The 23,832-nt window shown below is 67.6% G+C and carries 25 protein-coding genes, 3 tRNA genes and 1 pseudogene; 19 read left to right on the plus strand and 10 right to left on the minus strand.

Going from position 1 to position 23,832, the window contains the following annotated elements; translation table 11 throughout:
- Positions 1–6: 6 nt before the first annotated feature.
- The 8 genes from lexA (at position 7) to ACKTTN_RS07780 (ending at position 6,470) form a co-directional block, all read left to right on the plus strand.
- A complete protein-coding gene (lexA, locus tag ACKTTN_RS07745; RefSeq protein WP_407909290.1) occupies positions 7–630 on the plus strand; it encodes a transcriptional repressor LexA in 624 nt (207 codons plus the stop codon).
- 8 nt (positions 631–638) lie between these two features.
- A complete protein-coding gene (locus ACKTTN_RS07750) occupies positions 639–830 on the plus strand; it encodes a YegP family protein (RefSeq protein ID WP_407909291.1) in 192 nt (63 codons plus the stop codon).
- A gap of 154 nt (positions 831–984) precedes the next feature.
- Positions 985–2,013, plus strand: coding sequence for a recombinase RecA (recA, locus tag ACKTTN_RS07755; RefSeq protein ID WP_407909292.1), 1,029 nt, complete (start codon positions 985–987; stop codon positions 2,011–2,013).
- 578 nt (positions 2,014–2,591) lie between these two features.
- Positions 2,592–3,020 (plus strand): regulatory protein RecX, encoded by a 429-nt coding sequence (locus tag ACKTTN_RS07760; RefSeq protein ID WP_407910040.1) that lies wholly within the window; start codon positions 2,592–2,594, stop codon positions 3,018–3,020.
- 125 nt (positions 3,021–3,145) lie between these two features.
- Entirely contained in the window at positions 3,146–5,809 is a 2,664-nt protein-coding gene (gene alaS, locus ACKTTN_RS07765) for an alanine--tRNA ligase (protein WP_407909293.1), read from the plus strand.
- A gap of 116 nt (positions 5,810–5,925) precedes the next feature.
- Entirely contained in the window at positions 5,926–6,129 is a 204-nt protein-coding gene (csrA, locus tag ACKTTN_RS07770; protein ID WP_407909294.1) for a carbon storage regulator CsrA, read from the plus strand.
- Positions 6,130–6,195: 66 nt separating this feature from the next.
- Positions 6,196–6,288 (plus strand) — tRNA-Ser (locus tag ACKTTN_RS07775).
- A gap of 105 nt (positions 6,289–6,393) precedes the next feature.
- Positions 6,394–6,470 (plus strand) — tRNA-Arg (locus ACKTTN_RS07780).
- Positions 6,471–6,612: 142 nt separating this feature from the next.
- Here ACKTTN_RS07780 and ACKTTN_RS07785 read toward each other — a convergent pair.
- From ACKTTN_RS07785 to ACKTTN_RS07805, 5 genes are all read right to left on the minus strand, one after another.
- Positions 6,613–7,455 (minus strand): alpha/beta hydrolase family protein, encoded by an 843-nt coding sequence (locus ACKTTN_RS07785; protein ID WP_407909295.1) that lies wholly within the window; start codon positions 7,453–7,455, stop codon positions 6,613–6,615.
- A complete protein-coding gene (gene thiD, locus ACKTTN_RS07790; protein ID WP_407909296.1) occupies positions 7,452–8,246 on the minus strand; it encodes a bifunctional hydroxymethylpyrimidine kinase/phosphomethylpyrimidine kinase in 795 nt (264 codons plus the stop codon). Before thiD ends, ACKTTN_RS07785 begins: the two co-directional genes overlap by 4 nt.
- A complete protein-coding gene (locus tag ACKTTN_RS07795) occupies positions 8,243–9,640 on the minus strand; it encodes a PhoH family protein (protein ID WP_407909297.1) in 1,398 nt (465 codons plus the stop codon). The genes thiD and ACKTTN_RS07795 overlap by 4 nt, the downstream gene beginning before the upstream one ends.
- A gap of 75 nt (positions 9,641–9,715) precedes the next feature.
- Entirely contained in the window at positions 9,716–10,189 is a 474-nt protein-coding gene (locus ACKTTN_RS07800; RefSeq protein ID WP_407909298.1) for a peroxiredoxin, read from the minus strand.
- Between the two features lie 8 nt (positions 10,190–10,197).
- Positions 10,198–10,758 carry a glycine cleavage system protein R gene (locus ACKTTN_RS07805; RefSeq protein WP_027082933.1) on the minus strand — a complete coding sequence of 187 codons (561 nt, stop codon included), beginning with the start codon at positions 10,756–10,758 and terminating at the stop codon, positions 10,198–10,200.
- 165 nt (positions 10,759–10,923) lie between these two features.
- Between ACKTTN_RS07805 and dapA the strand changes: the two genes are divergently transcribed.
- Both dapA and ACKTTN_RS07815 read left to right on the plus strand, forming a co-directional pair.
- Positions 10,924–11,826 (plus strand): 4-hydroxy-tetrahydrodipicolinate synthase, encoded by a 903-nt coding sequence (dapA, locus tag ACKTTN_RS07810; RefSeq protein ID WP_407909299.1) that lies wholly within the window; start codon positions 10,924–10,926, stop codon positions 11,824–11,826.
- A 13-nt stretch (positions 11,827–11,839) separates the two neighbouring features.
- A complete protein-coding gene (locus ACKTTN_RS07815; RefSeq protein WP_407909300.1) occupies positions 11,840–12,337 on the plus strand; it encodes a hypothetical protein in 498 nt (165 codons plus the stop codon).
- 73 nt (positions 12,338–12,410) lie between these two features.
- Here ACKTTN_RS07815 and fdxA read toward each other — a convergent pair whose 3' ends face one another.
- Together fdxA and ACKTTN_RS07825 are read right to left on the minus strand one after the other, a co-directional pair.
- Positions 12,411–12,734 (minus strand): ferredoxin FdxA, encoded by a 324-nt coding sequence (gene fdxA, locus ACKTTN_RS07820; protein WP_407909301.1) that lies wholly within the window; start codon positions 12,732–12,734, stop codon positions 12,411–12,413.
- Positions 12,735–12,860: 126 nt separating this feature from the next.
- Positions 12,861–12,936 (minus strand) — tRNA-Glu (locus ACKTTN_RS07825).
- Between the two features lie 128 nt (positions 12,937–13,064).
- Here ACKTTN_RS07825 and pcnB point away from each other — a divergent pair.
- The 6 genes and pseudogenes from pcnB to pgi form a co-directional block, all read left to right on the plus strand.
- Positions 13,065–14,354 (plus strand): annotated as a pseudogene (gene pcnB / locus ACKTTN_RS07830) (polynucleotide adenylyltransferase PcnB); the annotation flags it as partial.
- On the plus strand, positions 14,351–14,845 hold the full coding sequence (folK, locus tag ACKTTN_RS07835) for a 2-amino-4-hydroxy-6-hydroxymethyldihydropteridine diphosphokinase (RefSeq protein WP_407909302.1): 495 nt from the start codon (positions 14,351–14,353) through the stop codon (positions 14,843–14,845). The pseudogene pcnB and the gene folK, both read left to right, overlap by 4 nt.
- Positions 14,846–14,849: 4 nt before the next feature.
- Positions 14,850–15,671, plus strand: a complete 822-nt coding sequence (gene panB / locus ACKTTN_RS07840; protein ID WP_407909303.1) for a 3-methyl-2-oxobutanoate hydroxymethyltransferase — start codon at positions 14,850–14,852, stop codon at positions 15,669–15,671.
- A 3-nt stretch (positions 15,672–15,674) separates the two neighbouring features.
- Positions 15,675–16,532 carry a pantoate--beta-alanine ligase gene (gene panC, locus ACKTTN_RS07845; RefSeq protein ID WP_407909304.1) on the plus strand — a complete coding sequence of 286 codons (858 nt, stop codon included), beginning with the start codon at positions 15,675–15,677 and terminating at the stop codon, positions 16,530–16,532.
- Between the two features lie 81 nt (positions 16,533–16,613).
- A complete protein-coding gene (gene panD / locus ACKTTN_RS07850) occupies positions 16,614–16,994 on the plus strand; it encodes an aspartate 1-decarboxylase (protein ID WP_027082941.1) in 381 nt (126 codons plus the stop codon).
- 3 nt (positions 16,995–16,997) lie between these two features.
- Positions 16,998–18,512 (plus strand): glucose-6-phosphate isomerase, encoded by a 1,515-nt coding sequence (gene pgi, locus ACKTTN_RS07855; protein ID WP_407909305.1) that lies wholly within the window; start codon positions 16,998–17,000, stop codon positions 18,510–18,512.
- Here the strand turns inward: pgi and ACKTTN_RS07860 are convergent.
- From ACKTTN_RS07860 to queG, 3 genes are read right to left on the minus strand one after another with little or no spacing between them, the layout of a single operon-like run.
- On the minus strand, positions 18,503–18,634 hold the full coding sequence (locus ACKTTN_RS07860; protein WP_407909306.1) for a hypothetical protein: 132 nt from the start codon (positions 18,632–18,634) through the stop codon (positions 18,503–18,505). The two genes, pgi and ACKTTN_RS07860, sit on opposite strands and share 10 nt — an antisense overlap.
- Positions 18,631–19,194: a TfoX/Sxy family protein gene (locus ACKTTN_RS07865; RefSeq protein WP_407909307.1), complete on the minus strand. Its 564-nt coding sequence runs from the start codon at positions 19,192–19,194 to the stop codon at positions 18,631–18,633. The genes ACKTTN_RS07860 and ACKTTN_RS07865 overlap by 4 nt, the downstream gene beginning before the upstream one ends.
- A 7-nt stretch (positions 19,195–19,201) precedes the next feature.
- Positions 19,202–20,290, minus strand: coding sequence for a tRNA epoxyqueuosine(34) reductase QueG (gene queG / locus ACKTTN_RS07870; RefSeq protein ID WP_407909308.1), 1,089 nt, complete (start codon positions 20,288–20,290; stop codon positions 19,202–19,204).
- A gap of 22 nt (positions 20,291–20,312) precedes the next feature.
- On the opposite strand from queG, the gene ACKTTN_RS07875 reads away from it, so the two are divergent.
- The 3 genes from ACKTTN_RS07875 (at position 20,313) to ACKTTN_RS07885 (ending at position 23,829) form a co-directional block, all read left to right on the plus strand.
- On the plus strand, positions 20,313–21,767 hold the full coding sequence (locus ACKTTN_RS07875) for an NAD(P)H-hydrate dehydratase (protein ID WP_407909309.1): 1,455 nt from the start codon (positions 20,313–20,315) through the stop codon (positions 21,765–21,767).
- Positions 21,764–22,237, plus strand: a complete 474-nt coding sequence (gene tsaE / locus ACKTTN_RS07880; RefSeq protein WP_407909310.1) for a tRNA (adenosine(37)-N6)-threonylcarbamoyltransferase complex ATPase subunit type 1 TsaE — start codon at positions 21,764–21,766, stop codon at positions 22,235–22,237. Before ACKTTN_RS07875 ends, tsaE begins: the two co-directional genes overlap by 4 nt.
- An 80-nt stretch (positions 22,238–22,317) precedes the next feature.
- Positions 22,318–23,829 carry an N-acetylmuramoyl-L-alanine amidase gene (locus ACKTTN_RS07885; protein ID WP_407909311.1) on the plus strand — a complete coding sequence of 504 codons (1,512 nt, stop codon included), beginning with the start codon at positions 22,318–22,320 and terminating at the stop codon, positions 23,827–23,829.
- Positions 23,830–23,832: the final 3 nt, after the last annotated feature.

Genomic DNA, 23,832 nt, shown 5'->3' on the forward strand with positions numbered 1-23,832 from the left:
CTACTAATGAACCTCACCGACACCCAGCAGGCGATCCTCGAAATGATCGCCGAGCGCATCGAGGCCGACGGCGTCCCGCCGTCGCAGACGGAGATCGCCCAGGTCTTCGGTTTCAGCAGCGTCCGCGCGGCCCAGTACCACCTGCAGGCGCTCGAGCAGGCCGGTGCGATCCGCCGGGTGCCGGGGCAGGCGCGTGGCATCCGCCTGGTCGCGACGCCCGGCCGGCCGGCCGCGAATGCGTCCGACATGCTGCAGCTGCCGGTGCTCGGCCAGGTCGCCGCGGGTTTGCCGATCGGTGCCGACATCGGCTCGGACGACATGATCCTGCTGGACAAGAACCTGTTCGCCCCGTCGCCCGACTACCTGCTTCGGGTAAAGGGCGATTCGATGCGCGACGAGGGCATCTTCGACGGCGACCTCATCGGCGTGCATCGCACGAACGAGGCGCGATCGGGACAGATCGTCGTCGCCCGAGTCGATGACGCGATCACCGTCAAGCTCCTGAAGATCGCGAAGGACCGCATCCGCCTGCTGCCGCGCAATCCCGATTTCGATCCGATCGAAGTCACGCCTGATCAGGACTTCGCCATCGAAGGCCTGTACTGCGGCCTCGTGCGTCCGAATCGTTGAGGTGTCCCATGAAGTTTGAAATCTACAGTGCGAATCCGCTGTTGCAGTCGTTCCAATGGCGCTGGCGGCTCGTTGCCGAAAGCGGCGAAATCATTGCGGACAGTTCCGAAGGCTACGTCAGCAAGTTCGATTGCGAATACGCGATCGGGCTGGTCAAGGCGACCTCGCCGACGACGCCCGTCATCGAAGCATTCGGCTGATCACGCGGCAAATTCCTACGGCCGCCGTACGCGTCGTCCGATCCTCGTGTGCGACCACTCGTCGCACAGTTCATCTGCCGATGCGATCGTCTCAATGCATGCGATGCGCGGCCTCTAGAGTCTTCCTACACACATGAGCACCAGGAACCCATCAATGGACGAGAACAAGAAGCGCGCACTTGCAGCGGCCCTCGGTCAGATCGAGAAGCAGTTCGGCAAGGGGTCGGTCATGCGCATGGGCGATCGCGCAGTGGAGGCCGTCGAGATCGTCGGCACGGGTTCCCTCATGCTCGATATCGCACTCGGCATCGGCGGTTTGCCGCGCGGCCGGGTCGTCGAGATCTACGGTCCGGAATCGTCGGGCAAGACCACGCTGACGCTGCAGGCGATCGCCGAGTGCCAGAAGAAGGGTGGCACCGCTGCGTTCATCGACGCCGAGCACGCGCTCGATCCGATCTACGCGGCCAAGCTCGGCGTCAACGTCGACGACCTGCTGCTCTCGCAGCCCGACACCGGCGAGCAGGCGCTTGAAATCGCCGACATGCTGGTGCGTTCGAACGCGGTCGACATGGTCGTCATCGACTCCGTCGCCGCGCTGACGCCGAAGGCGGAAATCGAAGGCGAGATGGGCGATCAGCTTCCCGGTCTGCAGGCCCGCCTGATGTCGCAGGCTCTGCGCAAGCTCACCGGCAACATCAAGCGCTCGAACACGCTGGTGATCTTCATCAACCAGCTGCGCATGAAGATCGGCATCATGATGCCGGGCCAGAGCCCCGAAACGACGACCGGCGGCAACGCGCTGAAGTTCTACGCGTCGGTGCGCCTCGACATCCGTCGCATCGGCTCGATCAAGAAGGGCGACGAGATCATCGGCAACCAGACCCGCATCAAGGTCGTCAAGAACAAGCTGGCGCCTCCGTTCAAGCAGGTCGTCACCGAAATCCTCTACGGCGAAGGCATCTCGCGCGAAGGCGAACTGATCGACATGGGCGTTGACGCGAAGCTCGTCGAGAAGTCGGGCGCCTGGTACAGCTGTGACGGTGAGCGCATCGGCCAGGGCAAGGAAAACGCCCGTCAGTTCCTCAAAGAGAACCCGGCGATGGCGCAGAAGCTCGAGGCGGCGCTTCGCGAGAAGTTCGTCCCGCAGGAAATCAACCCGGCGGAAGCCGAGGCGGATGCCTGATCGATGCGATGAAGCGGCCACGTCCTCCACGTGATCGTGAAACGGCCCCGGGCGACGACCCCGGGGCCGAGTCGTATGCGCGTTCCAGTCGAGAAGTGGCGCCTCTAGGCATCGTCCGACTTTCGGATCTTTTTTCGCCCGAAGATTTCGACGGGGGCACGATGCCGCAAGGCGGGCGTCGGCAGACGACCTCTCCGTCGTGCGCGCAGGGGGAGGCCACTACGCGCGACCGCGACCGGCCGCGTGCGATCGCGAGTCGCGAGGCTTCGGGTGTTCGCGGTGTCGATGCTCGAGGAAGCGCCAGCGCTCACGGGCGAAGCGGGCCGGCCCCGGCTCAGCGGAGGGGACAGGTTCGCGAGCACGTAGACGGCGCGCATGACGAGCTACGAGCGCAGTCCGCTGCATCGATCGTTCCATCCGACGCATCCGGTGCCGAGCCACCGGTGTCCGACGCAGATGCAGAAGCGACCGCGCCGTCCGGCGACATCCTCGACACCGGCCCCGCCTACGAAAGCCTGTTCGGCACGGACGCCGAGACGGGCAAGCGCGCAAGGCGCGAGCGCAAGCCCGCCACTGCGATGCAACGTGCGTTGGGCCTTCTCACGCGTCGTGAGCACTCGCGCAAGGAGCTCACCCGCAAGCTCGTGACGCGTGGCGTCGATACTGCGGAGGTCGACGCCGCGGTCGGCAAACTGGTCGAGGCCGGCTGGCAGGACGATCGTCGATTCGCGGAAAGCCTGGTCCGCAGCCGGGCGTCCGGCGGCTACGGCCCGCTGCACATCCGTGCGGAGCTGGGCACGCATGACCTCCCGGCCGAACTGCGCCAAGCCGTGCTCGATGACTTCGAAGGCGACTGGACCGAGATCGCCCGCGACCTCGTCGTCCGCCGGTTCGGCCGCATCGACGACCGCCGCCTCCGCGAGCGCAAGGCGGCCGATTACCTGCTCCGCCGCGGGTTTCCGGGTGACGTCGTCCGCGTGGCGACACGTTTCACGACCGAAGACTGACTGGTCCACGGGCGGCCGCGTCCGCCAGCGCTCCGCCTGCTACTCTTCGAAGTCCTCCCAGCGCCCGCTGGCCGCCCTCCGGCGGCCGCCCGGCTGCACGACGTCCACACCGAATCCGCGTCCGCATGAAAACCACGTCCGAAATCCGCAGCGATTTCATCGAATTCTTCCGCAGCAAGGGCCACACGATCGTTCCGTCGGCCCCGCTCGTCCCCGCCAACGACCCGACGTTGCTGTTCACAAACTCGGGCATGGTCCAGTTCAAGAACGTGTTTCTCGGCAGCGAGAAGCCGGGCTACGTTCGTGCGGCGGACGTCCAGCGCTGCCTGCGCGCCGGCGGCAAGCACAACGACCTCGACCAGGTGGGCTACACCGCGCGCCACCACACGTTCTTCGAGATGCTCGGCAACTGGTCGTTCGGCGACTACTTCAAGAAGGACGCGATCGCCTGGGCGTGGGAACTGCTCACGCAGGTCTGGAAGCTGCCGCCCGAGCGTCTGCTCGTCACCGTGTATCACACCGACGACGAAGCCTTCGACATCTGGCATCGCGAGATGGGCCTGCCGGTCGACCGCATCGTGCGAATCGGCGACAACAAGGGCGCGCCGTACGCGTCGGACAACTTCTGGCAGATGGCCGACACCGGCCCCTGCGGCCCGTGCACCGAGATCTTCTACGACCACGGCCCACACGTCGCCGGCGGCCCGCCGGGTTCGCCCGATGAGGACGGCGATCGCTACATCGAGATCTGGAACAACGTCTTCATGCAGTTCGACCGTCAGCCCGACGGCACGCTGGTGCCGCTGCCGGCGCCGTGCGTCGACACCGGCATGGGCCTCGAGCGCATGGCCGCCGTGCTGCAGCACGTGCACAGCAATTACGAGATCGACATTTTCCGCCACCTGATCGGTGCCGCGGCGAAGCTCACCGATCGCACGGATCTCGACAACAAATCGCTGCGCGTCATCGCCGATCACATCCGCGCCTGTTCGTTCCTGATCGTCGATGGCGTGCTGCCGTCGAACGAGGGTCGCGGCTACGTGCTCCGCCGCATCATCCGCCGCGCCATCCGCCATATCTGGAAACTCAACGGCCTCACCGCCGACGGCACGTTCTGGAAGATGGTCGCGCCGCTGGTCGACGTGATGGCCGACGCGTATCCCGAGATCGCCGACAAGCGCGAGTTCGTCGAGCGCGCGCTGAAAGCGGAAGAAGCCGCGTTCGCGCAGACGCTCGATGCCGGCATGCAGCGTCTCGAAGGCTATCTGTCGCGCAACAACGGCCGCATCGACGGTGAGCAGCTCTTCCAGCTGCACGACACCTACGGTTGCCCGCCCGATCTCATCGCCGACATCGTCCGTGAGCGGGACGGTGCGGAGCTCGAACCGTCGGCGATGGAAGACTACGAGCGCCTGATGACCGAGCAGCGCGACCGTGCGCGCGCGGCAGGCAAGTTCGGCAGCACGACCACGCTGTCGGCCGAGCTCGCCGCGCAGCTCCCGCCGACGGAATTCCTCGGCTACGACAAGCTCGTCGATGGTGGCCTTCAGGTGCTCGCGATCCTCAAGGATGGCCGGCCGGTCGAGTCGATCGACGCTGGCGACGAGGCTGTCGTCATCCTCGATCGCACGCCGTTCTACGCCGAAAGTGGCGGCCAGGTTGGCGACGCGGGCGAACTCGACGAGAAGGGCGTGCGCTTTCTGGTGCGCGACACGCTGAAGTTCGCTGGCCAGTTCCATGGCCATGTGGGCGCACTGGAAGCGGGCCAGCTGTCGCGCGGCGACCGCGTGATGGGTTCGGTCGACGGCGCGCGCCGTGCGGCGACCGTGCTCAATCATTCGGCGACGCATCTGCTGCACGCCGCGCTGCGTCGCGTGCTCGGCGAGCACGTCCAGCAGAAAGGCTCGCTGGTGGCGCCGGATCGCCTGCGCTTCGACTTCTCGCATTTCCAGCCGATGACCGCCGAGGAACTCGCGGAAGTCGAGCGTCAGGTCAATGCGGAGATCCGCGCGAACCACGCGGCCGAAGTGCATCACATGGGCATGCAGGAAGCCCTCGATTTCGGCGCGCTTGCGCTGTTCGGCGAGAAGTACGGCGATCGCGTTCGCGTGTTGCGCATGGGTGGAACGTCGACGGAACTGTGTGGCGGCACGCATGTGTCTCGCACCGGCGACATCGGCATCTTCAAGATACTGTCGGAAGGCGGCGTGTCCGCGGGCGTTCGCCGCATCGAAGCGGTGACGGGGCAGGGTGCACTGGATTACGTCGCGTCCGAGCTGCATCGCCTCGACGAGGCAGCGCGCCTGGTGGGCGCGCCGCGCGCCGAGGTGGCGGACAAGTTGCGTTCGCTGATCGATCGCCAGCGTCGGCTCGAACGCGAGCTCGAATCATTGAAGGCGAAGGCCGCATCGGGTGCGACGGCCGACCTGGCGTCGTCCGCGGTTGACGTCGACGGCATCAAGGTCGTCACGGCGCGTCTGGAAGGATTCGACGCGAAGGCGCTACGCGACGCCGTCGATCGACTCAAGCAACAGCTGGGCGATGCCGTTGTTGTTCTTGCGGGCGTGCAGGACGGCAAGGCGTCGCTCGTCGCGGGCGTCGGCGGGCGCGCGCTCGGTCCGGTGAAGGCGGGCGACCTGCTCGGGCAGGTGGCGCGCCAGATCAACGGCAAGGGTGGCGGTCGTCCGGACATGGCGCAGGGCGGGGGCGACGATGGTCCCGCGCTCGGCGCCGCGCTTGCCGGGGTGGCCGGACTCGTAAAGGAACGTACTGCCGCTGCAGGAGTGTGAACCGCTTCCTTGCGGCATGAAATGGCCGCTCGCTACCATGGCGGGCGTTTGTGTCCAAATATTGTGCGCGGCAAAGGCCGCGCGCCCGGCGGAGATGCCGGATCAAGGAGGTCGTAATGCTCATCCTGACGCGTCGCGTCGGCGAAACCCTGATGATCGGCGACTCGGTGTCCGTCACCGTGCTCGGCGTGAAGGGAAACCAGGTGCGGATCGGTATCACCGCACCGAAGGACGTCGCGGTTCACCGCGAAGAGATCTACCAGCGAATCCAGCGTGGCGGCGACGTGCGCGACGAAGCAACCGACGGAACGCAAGCCTGACGATTGCCGCTTTGCGGCCGGGGCGTTAACATCCCCGGCCTCGCAGCGAACGCTGTGAGAAAACCCGGAGACGTGCCCGAGAGGCCGAAGGGGCTCCCCTGCTAAGGGAGTATGGGGTCAAAAGCTCCATCGAGGGTTCGAATCCCTCCGTCTCCGCCAGTTGCACCTGCCACGCGAGTGGCAAACGATCGCGGTAAAACGTCCGCGATCATCATCGAAAAGCGTTGACGAACATTGCATCGAACGTCATAATTTTTCGACTACGCGCCCGTAGCTCAGCTGGATAGAGCACCAGGCTACGAACTTGGGGGTCGGAGGTTCGAATCCTTCCGGGCGCGCCATATAAAGCAAAAGGACCGACAGGAAACTGTCGGTCCTTTTGTTTATGCGTTCGGTGGTGTTGTATCGCGCGCGGGCCCGGCGTTTCGCGTCGTGCGGAATCGCGGCGTCGCGTTGAAAAGAGTCGAACGGCGAGCGTGCGGGCTAGCGTCTGCGCGCGTCGACCAGCGCGCCGACGACGGTCGCAGGCGCTTTCATCCATGCGAAGTGATCGTCGTCCGCGCCTAATGCCGTCGCATCGAGGTGCGTAACGCTGACCGATGACGGTCGCATCTTCGCGATCAGGTAGTCCAGCGACGATCGCGGCGCCAGCCAGTCGCTTTCGAACAGTACGGCGTACAGCGGCGACGTCACCCGCGCGAGCTCCGGCTCGAGATCCCCGACGCCGGGCGCCGCGTAGCGACCGGTGAGCGCCGTGCGCGACCAGTCGCGGATCACGCCGCGCGCTTCATTGCCACCGAAGCCGATGCGCCGGCCGGGGAGGGCGCCGAACAACTGCGCAAGTGCGTGCAGCAACCGATACGCAACCGGCAGCCCGAAACGCAGTGGACGTGGAAACGCCCGCCAGTACGGTGCCCCGCTCGCGACCAGCCAAAGCTCATCGGCCGCGTTGTCAGTGAGTGCCTGCGTGCAGCTCGCAAGCTGCCCACCGAGGCTGTGTCCGCCGACAATCTGCACGCGATCGAACAGGGTTCGCGCGGCATCCAGCGTGGCGGGAACATCGACGGTGAGAAGTTCGCGATAGGCCCAGTCCGTCGAGCGCGACGCACGCAGCGAGCTGCTGCCGAAGCCGCGCCATTCGTGCACGACCACGGCGACTCCGCGCGACGCCAGTTCACGCGCGAACGGCTCGTAGCTGCGCGCCGGCACGCCGAGCGCGGGCAACCAGACGACGCAACGATCGACGCGCTCGCCACTCGCGACCAGAGCCTCCCACCGATGCCCATCCGTCGCGACGACGGGCGCCCAACGCACCTCGATGCTCATCTCGCCGCGCCAAAATGGTCGAGCACGGTGACATCGCTTCGCCCCGGCCTGTAGCCGAGCGCAAGCGCGCGATGCACGTAATCGGTCGCGCGTGAGCAGGCGACCGCGAGCGAATGCCCCACCGCGAGCTCCGCTGCGATCGCGGAGGCGAGCGTGCAACCTGTGCCGTGCGCGCGTGCGTCGAGTCGTGCGTGCTCGAAGCGCTCGATGCGACCGCCGGGCATCGCGAGCGTGTCGACCACCGGCCCGTCGCCGCGCAGGTGTCCGCCCTTCAGCAGGACGCTCCGACAACCGCGCGCGATCAGTCGTTGCGCCGCTTCGAGTGCGTCGTCGACATCGATGATGTGCCGGGCAAGCAGTACTTCCGCTTCCGGCACGTTGGGCGTGAGCACCGCAGCCATCGGCAGCAGGCGATCGAGCAGGGCGCCGACCGCGGCTGGTTCGAGCAGTGACGCGCCGGACGTGGCGACCATCACCGGATCGACCACGACGGGCACCGGATGCTGGCGTTCGAGCGCGTCGGCCACCGCATGGATGACCTCCGCGTTCGCCAGCATCCCGAGCTTCACCGCGCGTATGTCGAAGTCCGCGAAGCAGGCATCGATCTGCTCGGCGATGAACGCCGGGTCCGTCACTGCGACGCCGGTGACGCCGCGTGTGTTCTGCGCGGTCAACGCGGCGATCGCGCTCAGGCCATGAACGCGATGCGCGGCGAACGTCTTGAGATCGGCCTGGACGCCCGCGCCGCCGCCGGAATCCGATCCGGCGATCGTGAGGACCGAGACCGTCACAGCACGTCGGAAGCGAAGTCCGCCAACCGCGAACGCTCGCCGCGACGCAGCGTGATGTGCGCGCTGTGCGGCCACGCCTTGAAGCGGTCAACGACGTACGTGAGACCGGACGTCGTTTCAGTCAGATAAGGCGTGTCGATCTGCTCGAGGTTGCCGAGGCAGACGATCTTCGTGCCCGGGCCAGCGCGCGTGATCAGCGTTTTCATCTGCTTGGGCGTGAGGTTCTGCGCCTCGTCGAGGATCACGTAACGCGACAGGAACGTGCGGCCGCGCATGAAGTTCATCGAGCGGATCTTGATGCGGGATGCGAGCAGGTCGTTGGTCGCCGCGCGCCCCCAGCTGCCGCCTTCCTGGTTGCTGGTGAGTACTTCGAGGTTGTCGGTCAGCGCACCCATCCACGGCGTCATCTTTTCTTCTTCGGTGCCGGGCAGGAAGCCGATGTCTTCGCCGACGCTCACCGTCGCGCGGGTCATGATGATCTCGCGGTAGATCTGCTGGTCCATCGTCTGCGCGAGGCCCGCGGCGAGTGCAAGCAGCGTTTTGCCGGTGCCGGCCGTGCCGAGCAGCGAGACGAAGTCGACTTCCGGATTCATCAGCGCGTTGAGCGCGAAGTTCTGCTCACGATTGCGCGCGTGGATGCCCCACACGGCGTGTTGCGGCGAGCGGAAGTCGTCGACGATCTGCAGGCGCACGCGGTCGTCGTCGACATCGACGACTCGCAGTTCGGCGTCCTCGTCGCCTGGCAGGTGCAGGAACTGGTTGGCGTACCAGTCGTCGCCGTCGACACGGCCGACTTCGTAGTACGTGCGGCCGCGCTCGGTCCATGACCGCATGCCCTTGCCGTGGCGCTGCCAGAAGTCCTCGGGCAGCGCGGTAACGCCGGTGTAGAGCAGGTCGAGGTCGGACAGCGCGCGGTCGTTCTCGTAGTCCTCCGACAGCAGGCCGGCGATCGCGGCCTTGATGCGCAGGTTGATGTCCTTCGACACCAGCACGACTTCGGTGCCGGGCTCGCGGCCCTGCAGCGCTTCGACCGCGCCGAGGATCGCGTTGTCGGCGATCGCCGCGCCGAAGCGCGCGGACGCCTCGTCAGGCCGGGTCTGGAAACGCAGGCGGCCGATCTTCTGCACGCCGCGCAGGTTCAGCCCCTCGGGCTGGACGAGGGCGACACCGGCGACGAGGGCCTCGTGCCCGGCGGACTGGATCAGTTCGTTGAGGTAGCGGCTCGCCTGGCGGGCGTTGCGGCTGGCTTCGGAGGTGCCTTTCTTGCCCCGGTCGAGTTCCTCGATCACCTGCATCGGCAGGTAGACGTCGTGCTCCTCGAACCTGAACAGCGCGGTCGGGTCGTGCATCAGGACGTTGGTGTCCAGCACGTAGATCCGCTTGCCTGCCGTCATCTGCCGCTCCGTGATGCGCGCCGGTCGCGCGCGACACCTGCACCATACCGCCGCGCAGATGACACGAGAAGCCGATCAGGCGGCCTGGAGCTCGCGGAGCTTCGCCAGCACGGCGTCGGCGTGGCCGGGCACCTTCACCGGGCGCCAGGCGTGGACCACGCGGCCCGTCGGGTCGATCAGGAAGGTGCTGCGCTCGATGCCGACATAGTCGCGGCCGTAGAGCTTCTTCGGCTTGATGACGTCGAACGCATTGCACACCGATTCGTCGGCGTCGCTGACGAGGTCGAACTTGAAACCCTGCTTGGCGCAGAAGTTCTGGTGCGATTTCAGCGAGTCTCGCGACACGCCGAGGATCGTTGCGTCGGCCGCGTCGAAATCAGCGAGCAATGCGTTGAAGTCGATGCCTTCGGTCGTGCAGCCCGGCGTGCTGTCCTTCGGATAGAAGTAGAGCACCAGCCAGCGGCCGCGATAGCTCGACAGGCGACGCGTCTGCCCGCTCGACAGCGCGAGATCCAGGTCAGGAACGATGTCGCCGGTATCGATCGCCATGGCGCGCCTCAGAACTTCATCGGGTCCATGATCGCGTCGAGGTTCAGGTGGTCGCAGAACTCGAGGAAATCGTCACGCAGGGCCGCGATATGCATGCTCGATGGCACGCCGATGGTGAGCTGCGCGGAGAACATGTCCGCGCCGGTCTGCATGGCGCGGTAGCGCGAGCAGTGCAGGGTTTCGATGGTGATGCCCTGGCGGTCGAAGAAATCGGCGAGCTGGAACAGGATGCCGGCCTTGTCGGCGGCGACCACCTCGACGACGTACGGCAACAGGCTCGACTGCACGGGCTTCGGGCCGGTGCGGTACCACACGAGCTTCAGGCCTTCTTCGCGCTCCAGGCGCGTCAGCATGGCCTCGAGCTTGGCGACGGCGTCCCACGAGCCGACGGCGAGCGCGGTGACCGAGACGTCGCGGCCGACGGTGGAGAGGCGCGCGTCGACCATGTTGCAACCGCTGTCGGCGATGCGACGCGTGACCATCAGCAACGGCGACGCGGGGTGCACCGTGTACGCGTTGATCAGCAGGTAGTTTTCGTTCGGCGACGGCCGGGCAGCGGTGTCGGTCAAGGCGGCGCCTGCGATGAAGGGGTGGGGACCCGGCAGAAACGCCGGCGGGAGGCCGCGATCCGCGGCCCGACAGGATACTTGCCGCCGGTTTTTCGCCGCAAGTAACATCCGGGACGCGCATACTGCGCGTCCCCACGACTTTTCCGCGTTCCGCGGAGGCCTTCCTTGCGACTGAGCGGCAGCATCACCGCGCTGGCGACGCCCTTCGACGCGTCCGGCGAACTCGACATCGACGCCTGGCAGCGGCTGCTGCGCATGCAGCTCGACGCCGGCACCCAGGCGGTCGTGGTCGCCGGTTCCACCGGCGAGGCCGCCGCGCTGCTCGACCCGGAGTACGACCTTCTCCTGCGTACCGCGGTCGAAACCGTCGGCGGGCGCATTCCGGTGCTCGCCGGTACCGGGCTGTCGAACACGCTGAAAACCATCGAATTGACGCGCCGCGCCGCCGCGCTAGGCGCCGATGCCGCGCTCGTCGTCACGCCGCCCTATGTGCGGCCTACGCAGGCCGGCCTGGTGGCGCATTACCGCGCGGTCGCCAACGACGCCGCGCTGCCGGTCGTCCTCTACAACGTACCCGGACGCACCGGCTGCGACATGCAGCCGCAGACCGTCGCCGAACTCGCCGGGCATCCCCGCATCGTCGGCATCAAGGAAGCCGTGAGCGAGCCCGAGCGCATGACCGCGCTGCTTGCGCTGCGCGACGACAACTTCGCGGTGCTGACCGGCGACGATCCCACTGCTGCGCGCGCCATGCTGCAGGGCGCTGACGGCGTGATCTCCGTCGCGTCGAATGTCGTCCCGGGCATGTTCCGTCGCCTGTGCGACGCAGCGCGTTCGCGCGATGCGCGCACGGACGAGATCGACGCGCAGCTCGCCGACCTCTACGACTTCCTCGGCGTGGAGCCGAACCCGATTCCGGTCAAGGCGATCCTGTCGCGACTCGGCATCGGCCACGGCCTGCGCCTGCCTCTGACGGAGCTGTCGGCCGTCCACGCCGACGCCGCGACGCGTTTCGCCGGCGTCGTCCAACAGCTCGAAACCGCCTGCCGCGACGCCATCGCGGCCTGAACCCGGAGTCTTCATGTCCAAGCTGTCTGTTTTCGCCCGCACCTCGCTGCTGGCCGTCGCGATCGTCGCTACCGCCTCGGGGTGCAGTTGGTTCCACCACGGCTCGGACAAGCTTTACGCCGGCTCGCCGGACTCGCGTCCGCTCGAAGTGCCGCCGGATCTCGACGCATCCGCAACCACGGCCCCGACGACCGCAAGCGCCACGGCATCTGGTACTCAGCAGGCGGCCGCGCAGTCGTCGGCACTCGGCTTCACCGTGCAGGGCACGCGTGACGACGTGTTCGCGCGCGTCGGCACAGCGCTCGCCGGCGTTCCCGGCCTGACGATCGCAAATCGCGCGCCGCTGATCGGTGCGTACGACGTCGACTACAGCGGTTCCAACTTCCTCGTTCGCGTCGCGGCGGGCGAGGGCGGCACGTACGTGTCGGCGGTCGATCCGCGTGGCCTGCCGGCCACGGGCGAAGCCGCGCGCCGCCTGGTCGGTGCGCTCAAGGCTGCGCTCGCGCCGTAACGCATACGTCGGCGGATGTAGAAACGGGCGCCTTCGGGCGCCCGTTCTGTTTGCGTCGCGATGTCGCGCCGGCTCAGCGTTCGAGCATCGGCAGCTTGTCCGGCACGCCTTCCCAGTCCTTCGCGTCGGGCATGCCGTCCTTGCGCGCGGTGATCGCCGGCCAGGCTTTCGACAGCTCGGCGTTGAGCGCGATGAACGATTCCTGCCCGGCCGGAACGTCGTCTTCCGGATAGATCGCGTTGATGGGGCATTCCGGCTCGCACAACGTGCAGTCGATGCACTCGTCCGGATCGATCACGAGGAAGTTCGGGCCCTCGCGGAAACAATCGACCGGGCAGACTTCAACGCAGTCGGTGTACTTGCACTTGATGCAGTTCTCGGTGACGACGAAGGGCATGTTGGCGCTTCCGTATGACGTGTCGGAATCATTTCCCGACGCTTAAACGAAACAACCCGCGCATCGCTGCACGGGTTGGCGGTGTGGCCTGTCGCGACTCGAACCTGTGCGCCGGACCGTGTTGTATGGCGCTCCCTACGGGATTCGAACCCGTGTTTTAGCCTTGAGAGGGCCACGTCCTAGGCCTCTAGACGAAGGGAGCAAGAGAATGCGCTGGAAGCTCCGTCCTGCGCGGCTGGTAGTATAGGCGGGCTCACTGTCCCGCGGCAATGGGCCGACCTCTCCACTTCGCGGCGCCGCCCGCTGATGACCGACGATTCCGACGCTGCCCTGACGATCATTCCGCGCGACTCGCACAACGTTTCGCGACGCGACATCAGCCCGAATGCCCTGCGCGTGCTCTACAAGCTTCGCGAGGCGGGCTTTGGTGGCCATCTCGTTGGCGGCGCCGTGCGCGACCTGCTCATCGGCGGTCATCCCAAGGACTTCGACATCGCCACCGATGCGACGCCCGAACAGGTGCGCGGACTGTTCCGCAACTGCCGCCTGATCGGCCGCCGCTTCCGCCTTGCGCATGTCGTGTTCGGTCGCGAAATCATCGAGGTCGCCACGTTCCGTGCGAACCAGCCGGTCGACGACGACGTCGAAGCGCACGAAGTCGAACAGGTCGTTCGCGACAACGTGTTCGGCACCATCGAGGAAGACGCGGTGCGTCGCGACTTCACCGCGAACGCGCTGTACTACTCGATCGAAGACTTCTCCATTCGCGATTACGTCGGCGGCTTTGCCGATGTGCAGGCGCGCATCCTCCGGTTGATCGGCGATCCCGAGCGTCGTTATCGCGAAGACCCGGTGCGCATGCTGCGCGCGGTGCGACTGTCGGCGAAGCTCGGTTTCACCATCGAGGCCGCGACCGCCGAACCGATTCCGCGACTCGCGCCGCTGCTGCGCGAAGCGGCGCCCGCACGCCTGTTCGAGGAATGCCTGAAGCTGTTCCTGTCCGGCCACGCCGTGCAGAGCTTCCTCGGCCTCGAAGCCCACGAACTGTTGCCGGTGCTGTTCCCGGAGGCCGCGGCCGCACTGCAGTCGAACCGCAGCGGTGCGCTTCGCCGCATGGTGCTCAAGGGGCTGGCCGATACCGATGCGCGCGTCGCGGCCGAGGAACCGGTGTCGCCTGCGTTCCTGTTCGCGTTGCTGCTGTGGCCCGCGTACTGCCGCGCGCTCGCGCGTCTGCAGGCCGATGGCGTGAACGCGCCTGAAGCGCAGCAACGCGCGGCCGATCGCGTCACGCTGCACCAGATGGACGTGATCGCGCTGCCGCGCCGGTTTACGCTGCCGATGCAGGAAATCTGGCTGTTGCAGACGCGGTTCTCGCAGCGCCAGCGTCGCCGCGTGTTCCGCTTGTTGTCGCATCCGCGTTTCCGCGCCGCGTTCGATTTCCTCGTGCTGCGGCTGACCGCGTCGGAGGAGCACAGCGCCGACGTCGAGTTCTGGCGCGAGGCCCAGCATCATCCGGACGCCGCGGTCGGCCACGCGGAGGACGCGGAGGCGCAGGACGACTCCGGCGAACGCCCGCGTCGCAGGCGTCGGCGACGCCGCACGGTGGGTGGCGCCGAGTGAGCCCGCCCGTCGAGGCCTACATCGGGCTCGGCGCGAACATCGGTGACGCCGCTGCAACGATCTGCCTGGCGTTCGATCGTCTGGATGCGCATGGAGGCATCGAGGTGGTCGCGCGATCCAGCCTCTACCGCACGCCCGCCTGGGGCGTGACCGAGCAGCCGGATTTCGTCAACGCGGTCGCGAAGGTCGTGACGATGCTGACGCCGCAACAGCTGCTGGCCGGGCTGCTGCAGCTCGAACGCGACGCCGGGCGCGACCGTCGCACGGCGCGGCGCTGGGGGCCGCGCGAGCTCGATCTCGACCTGCTGCTCTATGGCGATGCCGTTATCGACGAGGACGGCCTGCGCGTCCCGCATCCGCATCTTCACGAGCGGGCGTTCGTGCTCGTGCCGCTGGCCGAGATCGCGCCCGCACTCGACATTCCGGGCCACGGGCCGGTCGCAGCGTTGCGCGGGCGCGTGGCGACCGCCGACATCGAAGCGCTACGCTAGGCCCATGTACGCGACCAACGCCGGCGACACGACGTCGCCTGTAACCCTCCCGCAGTTGCTGCAGGCGCGCCAAGAAGGCCGCCGCATCACCATGCTCACCTGTTACGACGCCGGTTTCGCGCGCGCGATCGATGCCGCGGGGGTCGATACGGTGCTGGTCGGCGATTCGCTCGGCATGGTGGTGCAGGGACGTCGCAGCACCATCCCGGTGACGACGCGGGCGATCGAATACCACGTGGGATGCGTGGCGCGCGGATTGCGCCGCGCCTTCCTGATCGCCGATATGCCGTTCCAGTCGGATGCGACGCCGGAAGCCGCGCTCGAAGCGGCGACGCAGTTCCTGCGCGCCGGCGCATCGATGGTCAAGATCGAAGGCGCGGGTTTCAAGCTGGATGTCATTCGCCATCTCGTCGAACGCGAGATCCCGGTGTGCGCGCATCTCGGGTTGACGCCGCAGTCGGTGCTGCGCCTCGGCGGTTACAAGGTGCAGGGCAAGACCGACGACGCCGCGGAAAAGCTGCTCGCGGATGCGCAGGCGGTCGAAGCCGCGGGCGCGACGATGCTCGTGCTCGAATGCGTGCCGAGTGCGCTTGCCGCGCGCATCACCGCAGCGTTGTCGATCCCGACCATCGGCATTGGCGCGGGGCCCGACTGCACAGGTCAAGTTCTGGTACTGCACGACATGCTCGGCCTTCGCCACGGCCGCTCGCCGCGTTTCGTGAAGGATTTTCTCGCCGTCGGCGGCAGCATCTCGGGTGCGTTCGAAGCCTATGTGCGCGAAGTACGCGATGGCACGTTCCCTGCGCCCGAACACGGATACGCCTGAGCGATGACCCACGTCGTCAACGACCTCGCGCAGTTGCGCGACACGGTGCGCGGCTGGGCGCGCGCAGGCGAACGCCTTGCCTTCGTTCCGACGATGGGCAACCTGCACGCGGGGCACTTCTCGCTGGTGCGCCAGGCGCGCGAGCACGCCGATCGCGTCGTCGCCAGCGTGTTCGTGAATCCCACGCAGTTCGGGCCGAACGAGGATTTCGCGCGCTATCCGCGCACGCCGGACCAGGACGTCGCCGGCCTTCGTGACGCCGGCTGCGACGTGTTGTGGATGCCGGACGTCGAAACCATGTACCCGTTCGGCGCGGGCAATGCCGTGCAGGTGCGGGTTCCCGGTGTCACCGACGTGCTCGAAGGCGCACATCGACCCGGACATTTCGACGGCGTGGCGACCGTCGTCGCGCGGCTGTTGCTGCAGGTGCAGCCCGACGTCGCGCTGTTCGGCCGCAAGGACTATCAGCAGCTCGCGGTGATCCGCTACATGGCGCGCGAGATGTCGTTCCCGGTGGAGATCGTGGCGGCGACAACAGTCCGCGAACCCGACGGCCTCGCCATGAGTTCGCGCAACCAGTACCTGTCGGCCGACGAGCGTCCGCGTGCGGCCGAGATCCACCGGGCGCTGCAGGCGATGCGCGATGCGACGATCGGTGGCCAGCCCTATGACGCCGTGGAGGCCGAAGCCACGCGTCGCCTGCGCGGTGCCGGTTTCGACGTCGACTACGCGGTCGTCCGTCGCCGGGACCTGGTGGACGCGACGTCGGCCGACACCGCGCTGGTCGCACTCATCGCCGCACGGCTCGGCCGCACGCGGCTCATCGACAACCTGGAATTCGAGCGGCCCGCCGCCGCCTGAACGGCTGATGTTGCAGCGCGCCATGCGCTGCTAGACTTCATGTTTTCCAGTGCCCGCAGCCTGCGGGACGAGCTCGCCGCCATGCTCCTGAACATGCTGAAGGCCAAGATCCACCGTGCGACGGTCACCCATGCCGAGCTGCACTACGAAGGCTCCTGCGCGATCGACGGCCGCCTGCTCGACATCTCGGGCATCCGCGAGTACGAGCAGATCCACATCTGGAACGTGAACCAGGGCACGCGCTTCGTGACCTATGCGATCCGCGCGGAAGAGGGCAGCGGCACGATTTCCGTCAACGGCGCCGCCGCGCACCTCGCGCAGCCGGGCGACCTCGTCATCATCGCGGCCTACGGCCAGTGCGACGAGGCCGAGGCGGCCAAGTTCAAGCCGATGTGCGTGTATGTCGACCGCGACAACCGCCTGACCCACACCAACCAGTCGATCCCCGCACAGGCCGCGTAACGCATGTCCATCGTCGACCGCCTCAGCCCGTTGCGCGCCGAGGCGGCGCGCGTCACCCGGACACCGCTTCGCGATCTCGTCACCGACGATCCCGAACGCGCACGTGATTTCACGCTGCGCGTTGGCCCGATCCACGCCAGCTTCGCCCGCCAACGCTACGACCGCGCAGCGCTGGACGCACTGTTCCGACTCGGCGAGTCACTCGATTTCGATGGTCGCCTGCAGGCGCTGTTCGCGGGCGAGCAGGTCAATGTCACCGAACGCCGTCCGGCCCTGCACACCGCGTTGCGTAGCGATCTGGTCGACAGTGACGTCGCGCGCTCCTCGCACGGCATGGCACGCGAAGCGCGCGGCGCGATGCGCGCGGTGGTCGACGCGATCGCGGCGTCAGGCGTCACCGACGTCGTCAGCGTGGGCATCGGCGGATCCGATCTTGGCCCGCGACTGGCCGCCGATGCGCTCACGCCCGCGGGCAGCTCGCGCATCCGCGTGCATTTCCTTTCGAACGTCGACGGCCACGCCGCGCAACGCGTGCTCGCCCGGCTCGACCCCAGCCGCACGGCGGTCCTGCTGATCTCCAAGACGTTCGGCACGCAGGAAACGCTGCTCAACGGTCGCGTACTTCGCGAGTGGCTCGGCGACGATTCGCGCGTCTACGCGATCAGCGCCAACGTCGCGCGCGCCGCCGAGTTCGGCATTCCCGCGGAGCGAATCCTGCCGATGTGGGACTGGGTCGGCGGCCGCTATTCGATGTGGTCGGCCGTCGGCCTGCCGATCGCGATCGCGATCGGCATGGACGGCTTCGAAGCGCTGCTCGCTGGCGCCGCCGAGATGGACGCGCACGTCCTGCGTGAACCGGTGCGGCGCAACCTCGCCGCGTGGCACGCATTGACGGCGGTGTGGAACCGCAATGCGCTCGACTTCGCCAGCCATGCGGTGCTGCCGTACGACGAGCGCCTGCGCCTGTTGCCGAACTACCTGCAACAGCTCGTGATGGAAAGCCTCGGCAAGTCGGTGCATGTCGACGGCTCGCCGCTCGACGTCGCCACAGTGCCGGTCTGGTGGGGCGGGCCGGGCACGGACACGCAGCACAGCTTTTTCCAGGCGCTGCACCAGGGCACGACCCCGGTGCCGTGTGACTTCGTTGGCGTGGTGAACGCCGACGCGCCGTATCGCGACAACCACGACGCGCTGCTGTCGAACCTGCTGGCGCAGAGCGAGGCCTTCGCGAACGGGCAGGACAGCGATGACCCGCATCGTCGCTACCCGGGCGGCCGGCCGAGCACGATGTTGCTGCTCGATGCGCTCACGCCGCGCTCGCTCGGTGCGCTGATCGCGATGTACGAGCACAGCGTCTATCTGCAATCCATCGTCTGGGACATCAATGCGTTCGACCAGTTCGGTGTCGAACTCGGCAAGCAGATCGCGAACGCGCTGCTGCCGGCGGTTCGCGGCGAGTCGGAAGCGCAGGATCCGGTGACCCGGGCGTTGATCGACGAGATCGCGCGTCAGCGATAGACGCGCTCGAAGGCACGCACTTCGTAGGTGGAACGCGCATCGGTGTGCGATATGAGGTTCATGTCGGTGTAGCGACGGATGCGCGCATCCGGATGCGGCCCGCGTCTTTCGTCGACGCTCAAACCTTTCGAGTGCGACGGGCCGAAGGCGATTCAGACCTCGTCGCCTTGGCCGTCGTCGCAGATTTCTTCGCCACTTTCCTAGCTGGCGTTTTCGCCACCGAGCTCGTCTTCTTTGCCGGCGTTGTCGGTTTTCCTGTCGAAGGCTTCTTCACAAACGAGGGTTTTCTCACCTTCGGCGCCGCCTTCGTCGCATGCGTCTTTTTCGCGTTCGCGCCCGGCGTTAGGTCCGCTTTCCTGACGCGCGGCGCAGGTAGTGCCGCGGCGGTCGCGTCGAGCAGTCCGCGCAACCACTGCCCCTCATCCCAGCCATCGGGCGGCAGGCGCAGGTAATCCTTCGCACCCGGGTAGGGCGGGCCGAAATCGAGAAGCCCGGCCGCGGACATCGAATCCCGGCCCGCGGGCGTGTCCTTGATGAACAGCACGTCGTCGCAGACGAACGCGACGGGCAGGCCTTCGCGATACAGGCAGTACTCGCCGAACATGCGCCGCGTGCTGTACGACGCGCCGCGCGTGCCGAGCTGGTCCAGAAGAAATTCGACAGTGCCGGGGTCGGTCGCCATGCGGTCCTCAGGAGGCGGTGTGTCGAGCGTGTCGTGCCAGCGCCCACTCGACGCTCTCGCGGACAACGGGATCGTCAATATCGCGGCGTGTTTCGAGCGCCGTCAGCACCGCGCGCGACGTCGGAGCATTGCCGAGCGCGATCGCGATGTTGCGAAGCCAGCGCGAATGGCCGCTGCGGCGGATCGCGGTGCCTTCGGTGCGGCGAAGGAACTCGTCTTCCGTCCACGCGAACAGCTCGGGCAGCGTCGCGGTGTCGAGGTCGTTTCGCGCGCGGAAGTCGGGCTCGTCGGTGCGACGCGCGAACTTGTTCCACGGGCAGACCAGCTGGCAGTCGTCGCAGCCGAAGATGCGGTTGCCCATCAACGGGCGCAGCTCCGGATCGATCGGGCCTTCGTGCTCGATCGTCAGGTAGGAAATGCAGCGGCGCGCATCCAACCGGTTCGCGCCGATGATCGCCTGCGTCGGGCAAATGTCGATGCAACGCGTGCAGCTGCCGCAGTGCGCTGTTGCTGGTCGATCGACCGGCAACGGGATGTCGACGTAGATCTCGCCGAGAAAGAACCACGAGCCGCCGTTCCGGTCGATCAGGCAGGTGTGCTTGCCGATCCAGCCGAGCCCGGCGTTGCGCGCCAGCGCGCGTTCCAGGACAGGCGCGGAATCGACGAACACACGATGCCCGAATGGCCCGATCTCCGCGGCGATGCGGTCGGCGAGTTTCTGCAGGCGGCCGCGCATGAGCTTGTGGTAATCGCGACCCAGTGCGTAACGCGCGACGTAGGCGCGTTCGCCATCTTCGAGCGTGGTCCACGCCTCATTGTCGTCGCGGCGCCCGTAGTCCAGCCCAACGCTGATGACGCGCAGCGTGCCGGGCAAAAGTTCCGCCGGACGCGCGCGCTTGGCGCCGTGGCGCGCCATCCAGTCCATGGTTCCGTGCAGGCCGCGGGCGAGCCAGTCGGCGAGGAAGGCTTCGTCTTCCTCAAGTTCGACGCCGCTGATGCCGCAGCGCTGGAAGCCCATCTCGAGCGCGAGTTCGCGCACCCGCGCGCCGATGGCGGCGAGATCGGCGGGCGCATCGGACACGGGCGCGAGGCTCATGGGCCAAGTATAGAATCGGCCGATGCGCGACCTTCCGCCGCTGTTCGACACCGATTCAGTGCGGCGCTTCGAGGCGGCCGCGATCGCCGCCGTCGGTGACGAATCGATCCTCATGGAGCGCGCCGGGCAGCTGGCCTGGCAACGCGTGCTCGAGCTGTGGCCGGCCGCGACACGTCTGCTTGTCGTGTGCGGCGCGGGTGGAAATGGCGGCGACGGTTTCGTGCTGGCGCGGTTGGCGCAGGCATCGGGCCGTGACGTCGCCGTAGTCGAATATCGACCGACCGGCTCGGCGCACATCGCCGCCAGCGCTGCGCGGGATCGCTACGTCGAGACGGGCGCGCGTCTCGATGCGTGGATGGGTCAGTTGCCCGGCGCGGACGTCGTCGTCGATGCACTGTTCGGCATCGGCCTGTCGCGCGAGCCGCGCGCGGAGGCCGCCGCGCTGATCGACGCCATCAACGCGCACGGTGCGCCGGTGCTATCGCTCGATGTGCCGAGCGGCGTCGACGCACGCGGCGTCACCGGCGTCGCCGTGCAGGCGACGTCCACGCTGGAGTTTCTTCTGCCGAAGGCGGTGCTGCGAACCGGCGCGGCATTGGATCGCGCAGGCGTCATCGCGTGCGCGCCACTGGAGGTCGCGGCATCCGTCGACATGCCGACGCCGTGCGCGCGCCTCGCATCCGTCAACGCGCTCGCGCGCTGGTTGCGGCGCCGCGGTCGCGACAGTCACAAGGGTGACAACGGTCGCGTCGCCTGTATCGGCGGCGATCACGGTAGTGGGGGCGCCGTGTTGTTGTGCGCGGAAGGCGCGTTGCGTGCCGGTGCGGGGCTGGTGCGCGTGCATACGCGTGACATGCACGTTGCGCCGATGCTTGCGCGCTTGCCCGAAGCGATGGCGGTGCCCGAGGCGGAGGAGTTCGACGCCGAGTGGCCGGATGTCGTGGTGATCGGACCCGGGCTGGGGCAGGGCAATTGGGGGTTCGCGCACCTGCATCACGTGCTCGACAGCGACGTCGCAACGGTCTACGACGCCGACGCGCTCAACCTCGTCGCGCGGCACGGGTTCAAGGTCAAGAAGGGTGCGGTGCTGACACCCCATCCGGGCGAAGCGGCGCGTCTGTTCGGCGTCACCACGGATGTCGTCCAACGCGACCGAATGGGCGCGGCGACGCAACTCGTCGATCGCTACGGCGCAGTGGTCGTGCTCAAGGGCGCCGGCACGGTGATCGCGGGGCCGGAGGCCACGCCGGTGATTCTCGATGCGGGCAATCCCGGCATGGCCGTGGGCGGCACGGGCGATCTGCTGGCCGGCGTCATCGGCGCCATGCGCGCGCAGGGCCTCGACACGTTCGATGCCGCCTGCTGCGGCGCGCTGTTGCATTCGGCCGCGGCCGACATCGCTTCGCAGGACGGGGAGCGCGGAATGTTGCCTGTCGACCTGATGCCGGCGCTGCGGCGCCTCGCCAATCCCGCATGAAATTCGAACTTGCCGATGCCGAAGCCACTGCCGCGCTCGGTCGCGCGCTGGCGCGAACGCGCCCGGCGCGCGGCGTCCTGCATCTGCACGGCGACCTGGGCGCGGGCAAGTCGACTCTGGCGCGCGCGCTGCTGCGCGAGCTCGGCGTCACCGGCGCGATCCGCAGCCCGACCTACACGCTGGTTGAGCGTTATCCGATCGCCGGTGGCGATGCCCTCCATCTCGATCTCTATCGAATCGGCGACCCGGGCGAACTCGACTTTCTCGGCCTCGACCCGGCCGATGCGGTCCTGTGGCTGGTCGAATGGCCGGAGCGGGGCGGCGCCGCGCTGCCTGCGCCCGATCTGCGTGTCGATCTCGAACTGTCGGCAACGGGCCGCAACGTCGAAATAACGCCCTGTTTACCCGGCTCTGACCGGTGGCTGACGAACGCACTGGCCGCCTTCACCTCCGGCGATCTTCACGCCTGACGGAGGAATCGGCGGCAGGTCACGGATTAGAAAGGAAAAAGTAGCTTGCATTGGGCGCCGCACGGTGGTTGACTACGGCCATGCGCGTGAAGGCCGACACTGTGCAGAAACTGATTTTGGGCGCGGCTCTCATCGCCGCCTTGGCCTGGAATCTCGCGCAGGCGGCGGAAATACGGTCCGTGCAGCTGAGCCGCGGGGCCACCGGCACCCGCGCTGAAATCGCGCTCGATGGCGCGCCTGCCGACTACCGCCTCATCCATCTCGCCGGTCCCGACCGCCTTGTGGTCGACCTGCCGGCATCGTCCGTACGCCGCGGCGCGTCGCTTCCCGCACCGGCCGGCGTCGTGCGTAGCGTCCGTTACGGCCAGCCCGAGCCTGGCGTCGCGCGCATCGTGTTCGACCTCGCGCAGCCGATAGCCGCGCTCCAGCCGCAGATCGAGCCGTCAGCGAACGGCACGCGCCTGGTGATCGAATGGCCGGGCGACGAGGACGTCGCGTCCTCGGCGCCGGTGACCACCTCGAGCTCACCCGTTGTCGAAACCCCGCCGTCCTCCGCCGGCGCGCTCGTCGCGATGGATGCACCGGCGCAGCGCGTTCCGGCTGCTGTGATCCCGGCGCCGGCCGCTACTTCGCCACAGGCGAACGCGCTTGATCGGCTCGTCGCGGGCGTTTCGAGCGCGTCCACGGCGCCGGCTCCGCTTCCGGCACCAGCGCGCGTCGACACCTCGGCGATGCCTGCGGCGTCCACGATTGCGCCGGTTTCGACCTACACGCCGCCGCCGGTGACCACGACCGTGCCGACGCGGCCGCTGCGCGACGCCGCGGGCCGTCCATTGCGTCCGCTTGTGATCGCGATCGATGCGGGCCACGGCGGGCAGGATCCGGGCGCGCACGGCCCGACGGGTCGCCGCGAGAAGGACGTGACGCTGGCCATCGCGCGCGAACTGGCGCGGCAGGTCAACGCGACGCCGGGCTACAAGGCCTACCTGACGCGCGATTCCGATTTCTTCATTCCGCTCAACGAACGTGCGCGCCTGGCCAAGCGCGCCGGCGCGGACATGTTCGTGTCGATTCACGCCGACGCTGCGGAAAACGCGGCAGCACGCGGCTCGTCGGTGTTCGTGCTGTCGCTGAAGGGTGCGTCGTCGCAGCGCGCGCGCTGGCTGGCGGACAAGGAAAACTCGGCTGACCTCATCGGTGGCGTGCCCGTCGAGCCGGGCAACACGCTGGCGTCGGTTCTGCTCGACCTCACGCAGAGCGGCAACCTCAAAGCCTCGGAAGACGTCGCCGGACAGGTGCTGTCGGGTCTCGCGCGCCTCGGGCCGAACCACAAGTCGACCGTGGAACGCGCGAATTTCGCGGTGCTTCGCACGTCCGATATCCCGGCCATGCTGGTCGAGACCGCGTTCATCTCGAATCCCGACGAAGAGCAGCGCCTGACCGACCCGGTGCAGCAGTCGGCGATCGCGCGCGCGGTGTTCAGCGGGGTCAACGGCTACTTCGTGCGCACGCCGCCGCCGGGCACGATGCTCGCTGCGCAGATGGCGTCGCCGCCGCTCGCCAGCAGCGGCTCCGCGGGCGGCACGCGCTGAGAC

Source organism: Lysobacter claricitrinus (assembly GCF_045866565.1).
Lineage (GTDB): Bacteria > Pseudomonadota > Gammaproteobacteria > Xanthomonadales > Xanthomonadaceae > Cognatilysobacter > Cognatilysobacter claricitrinus.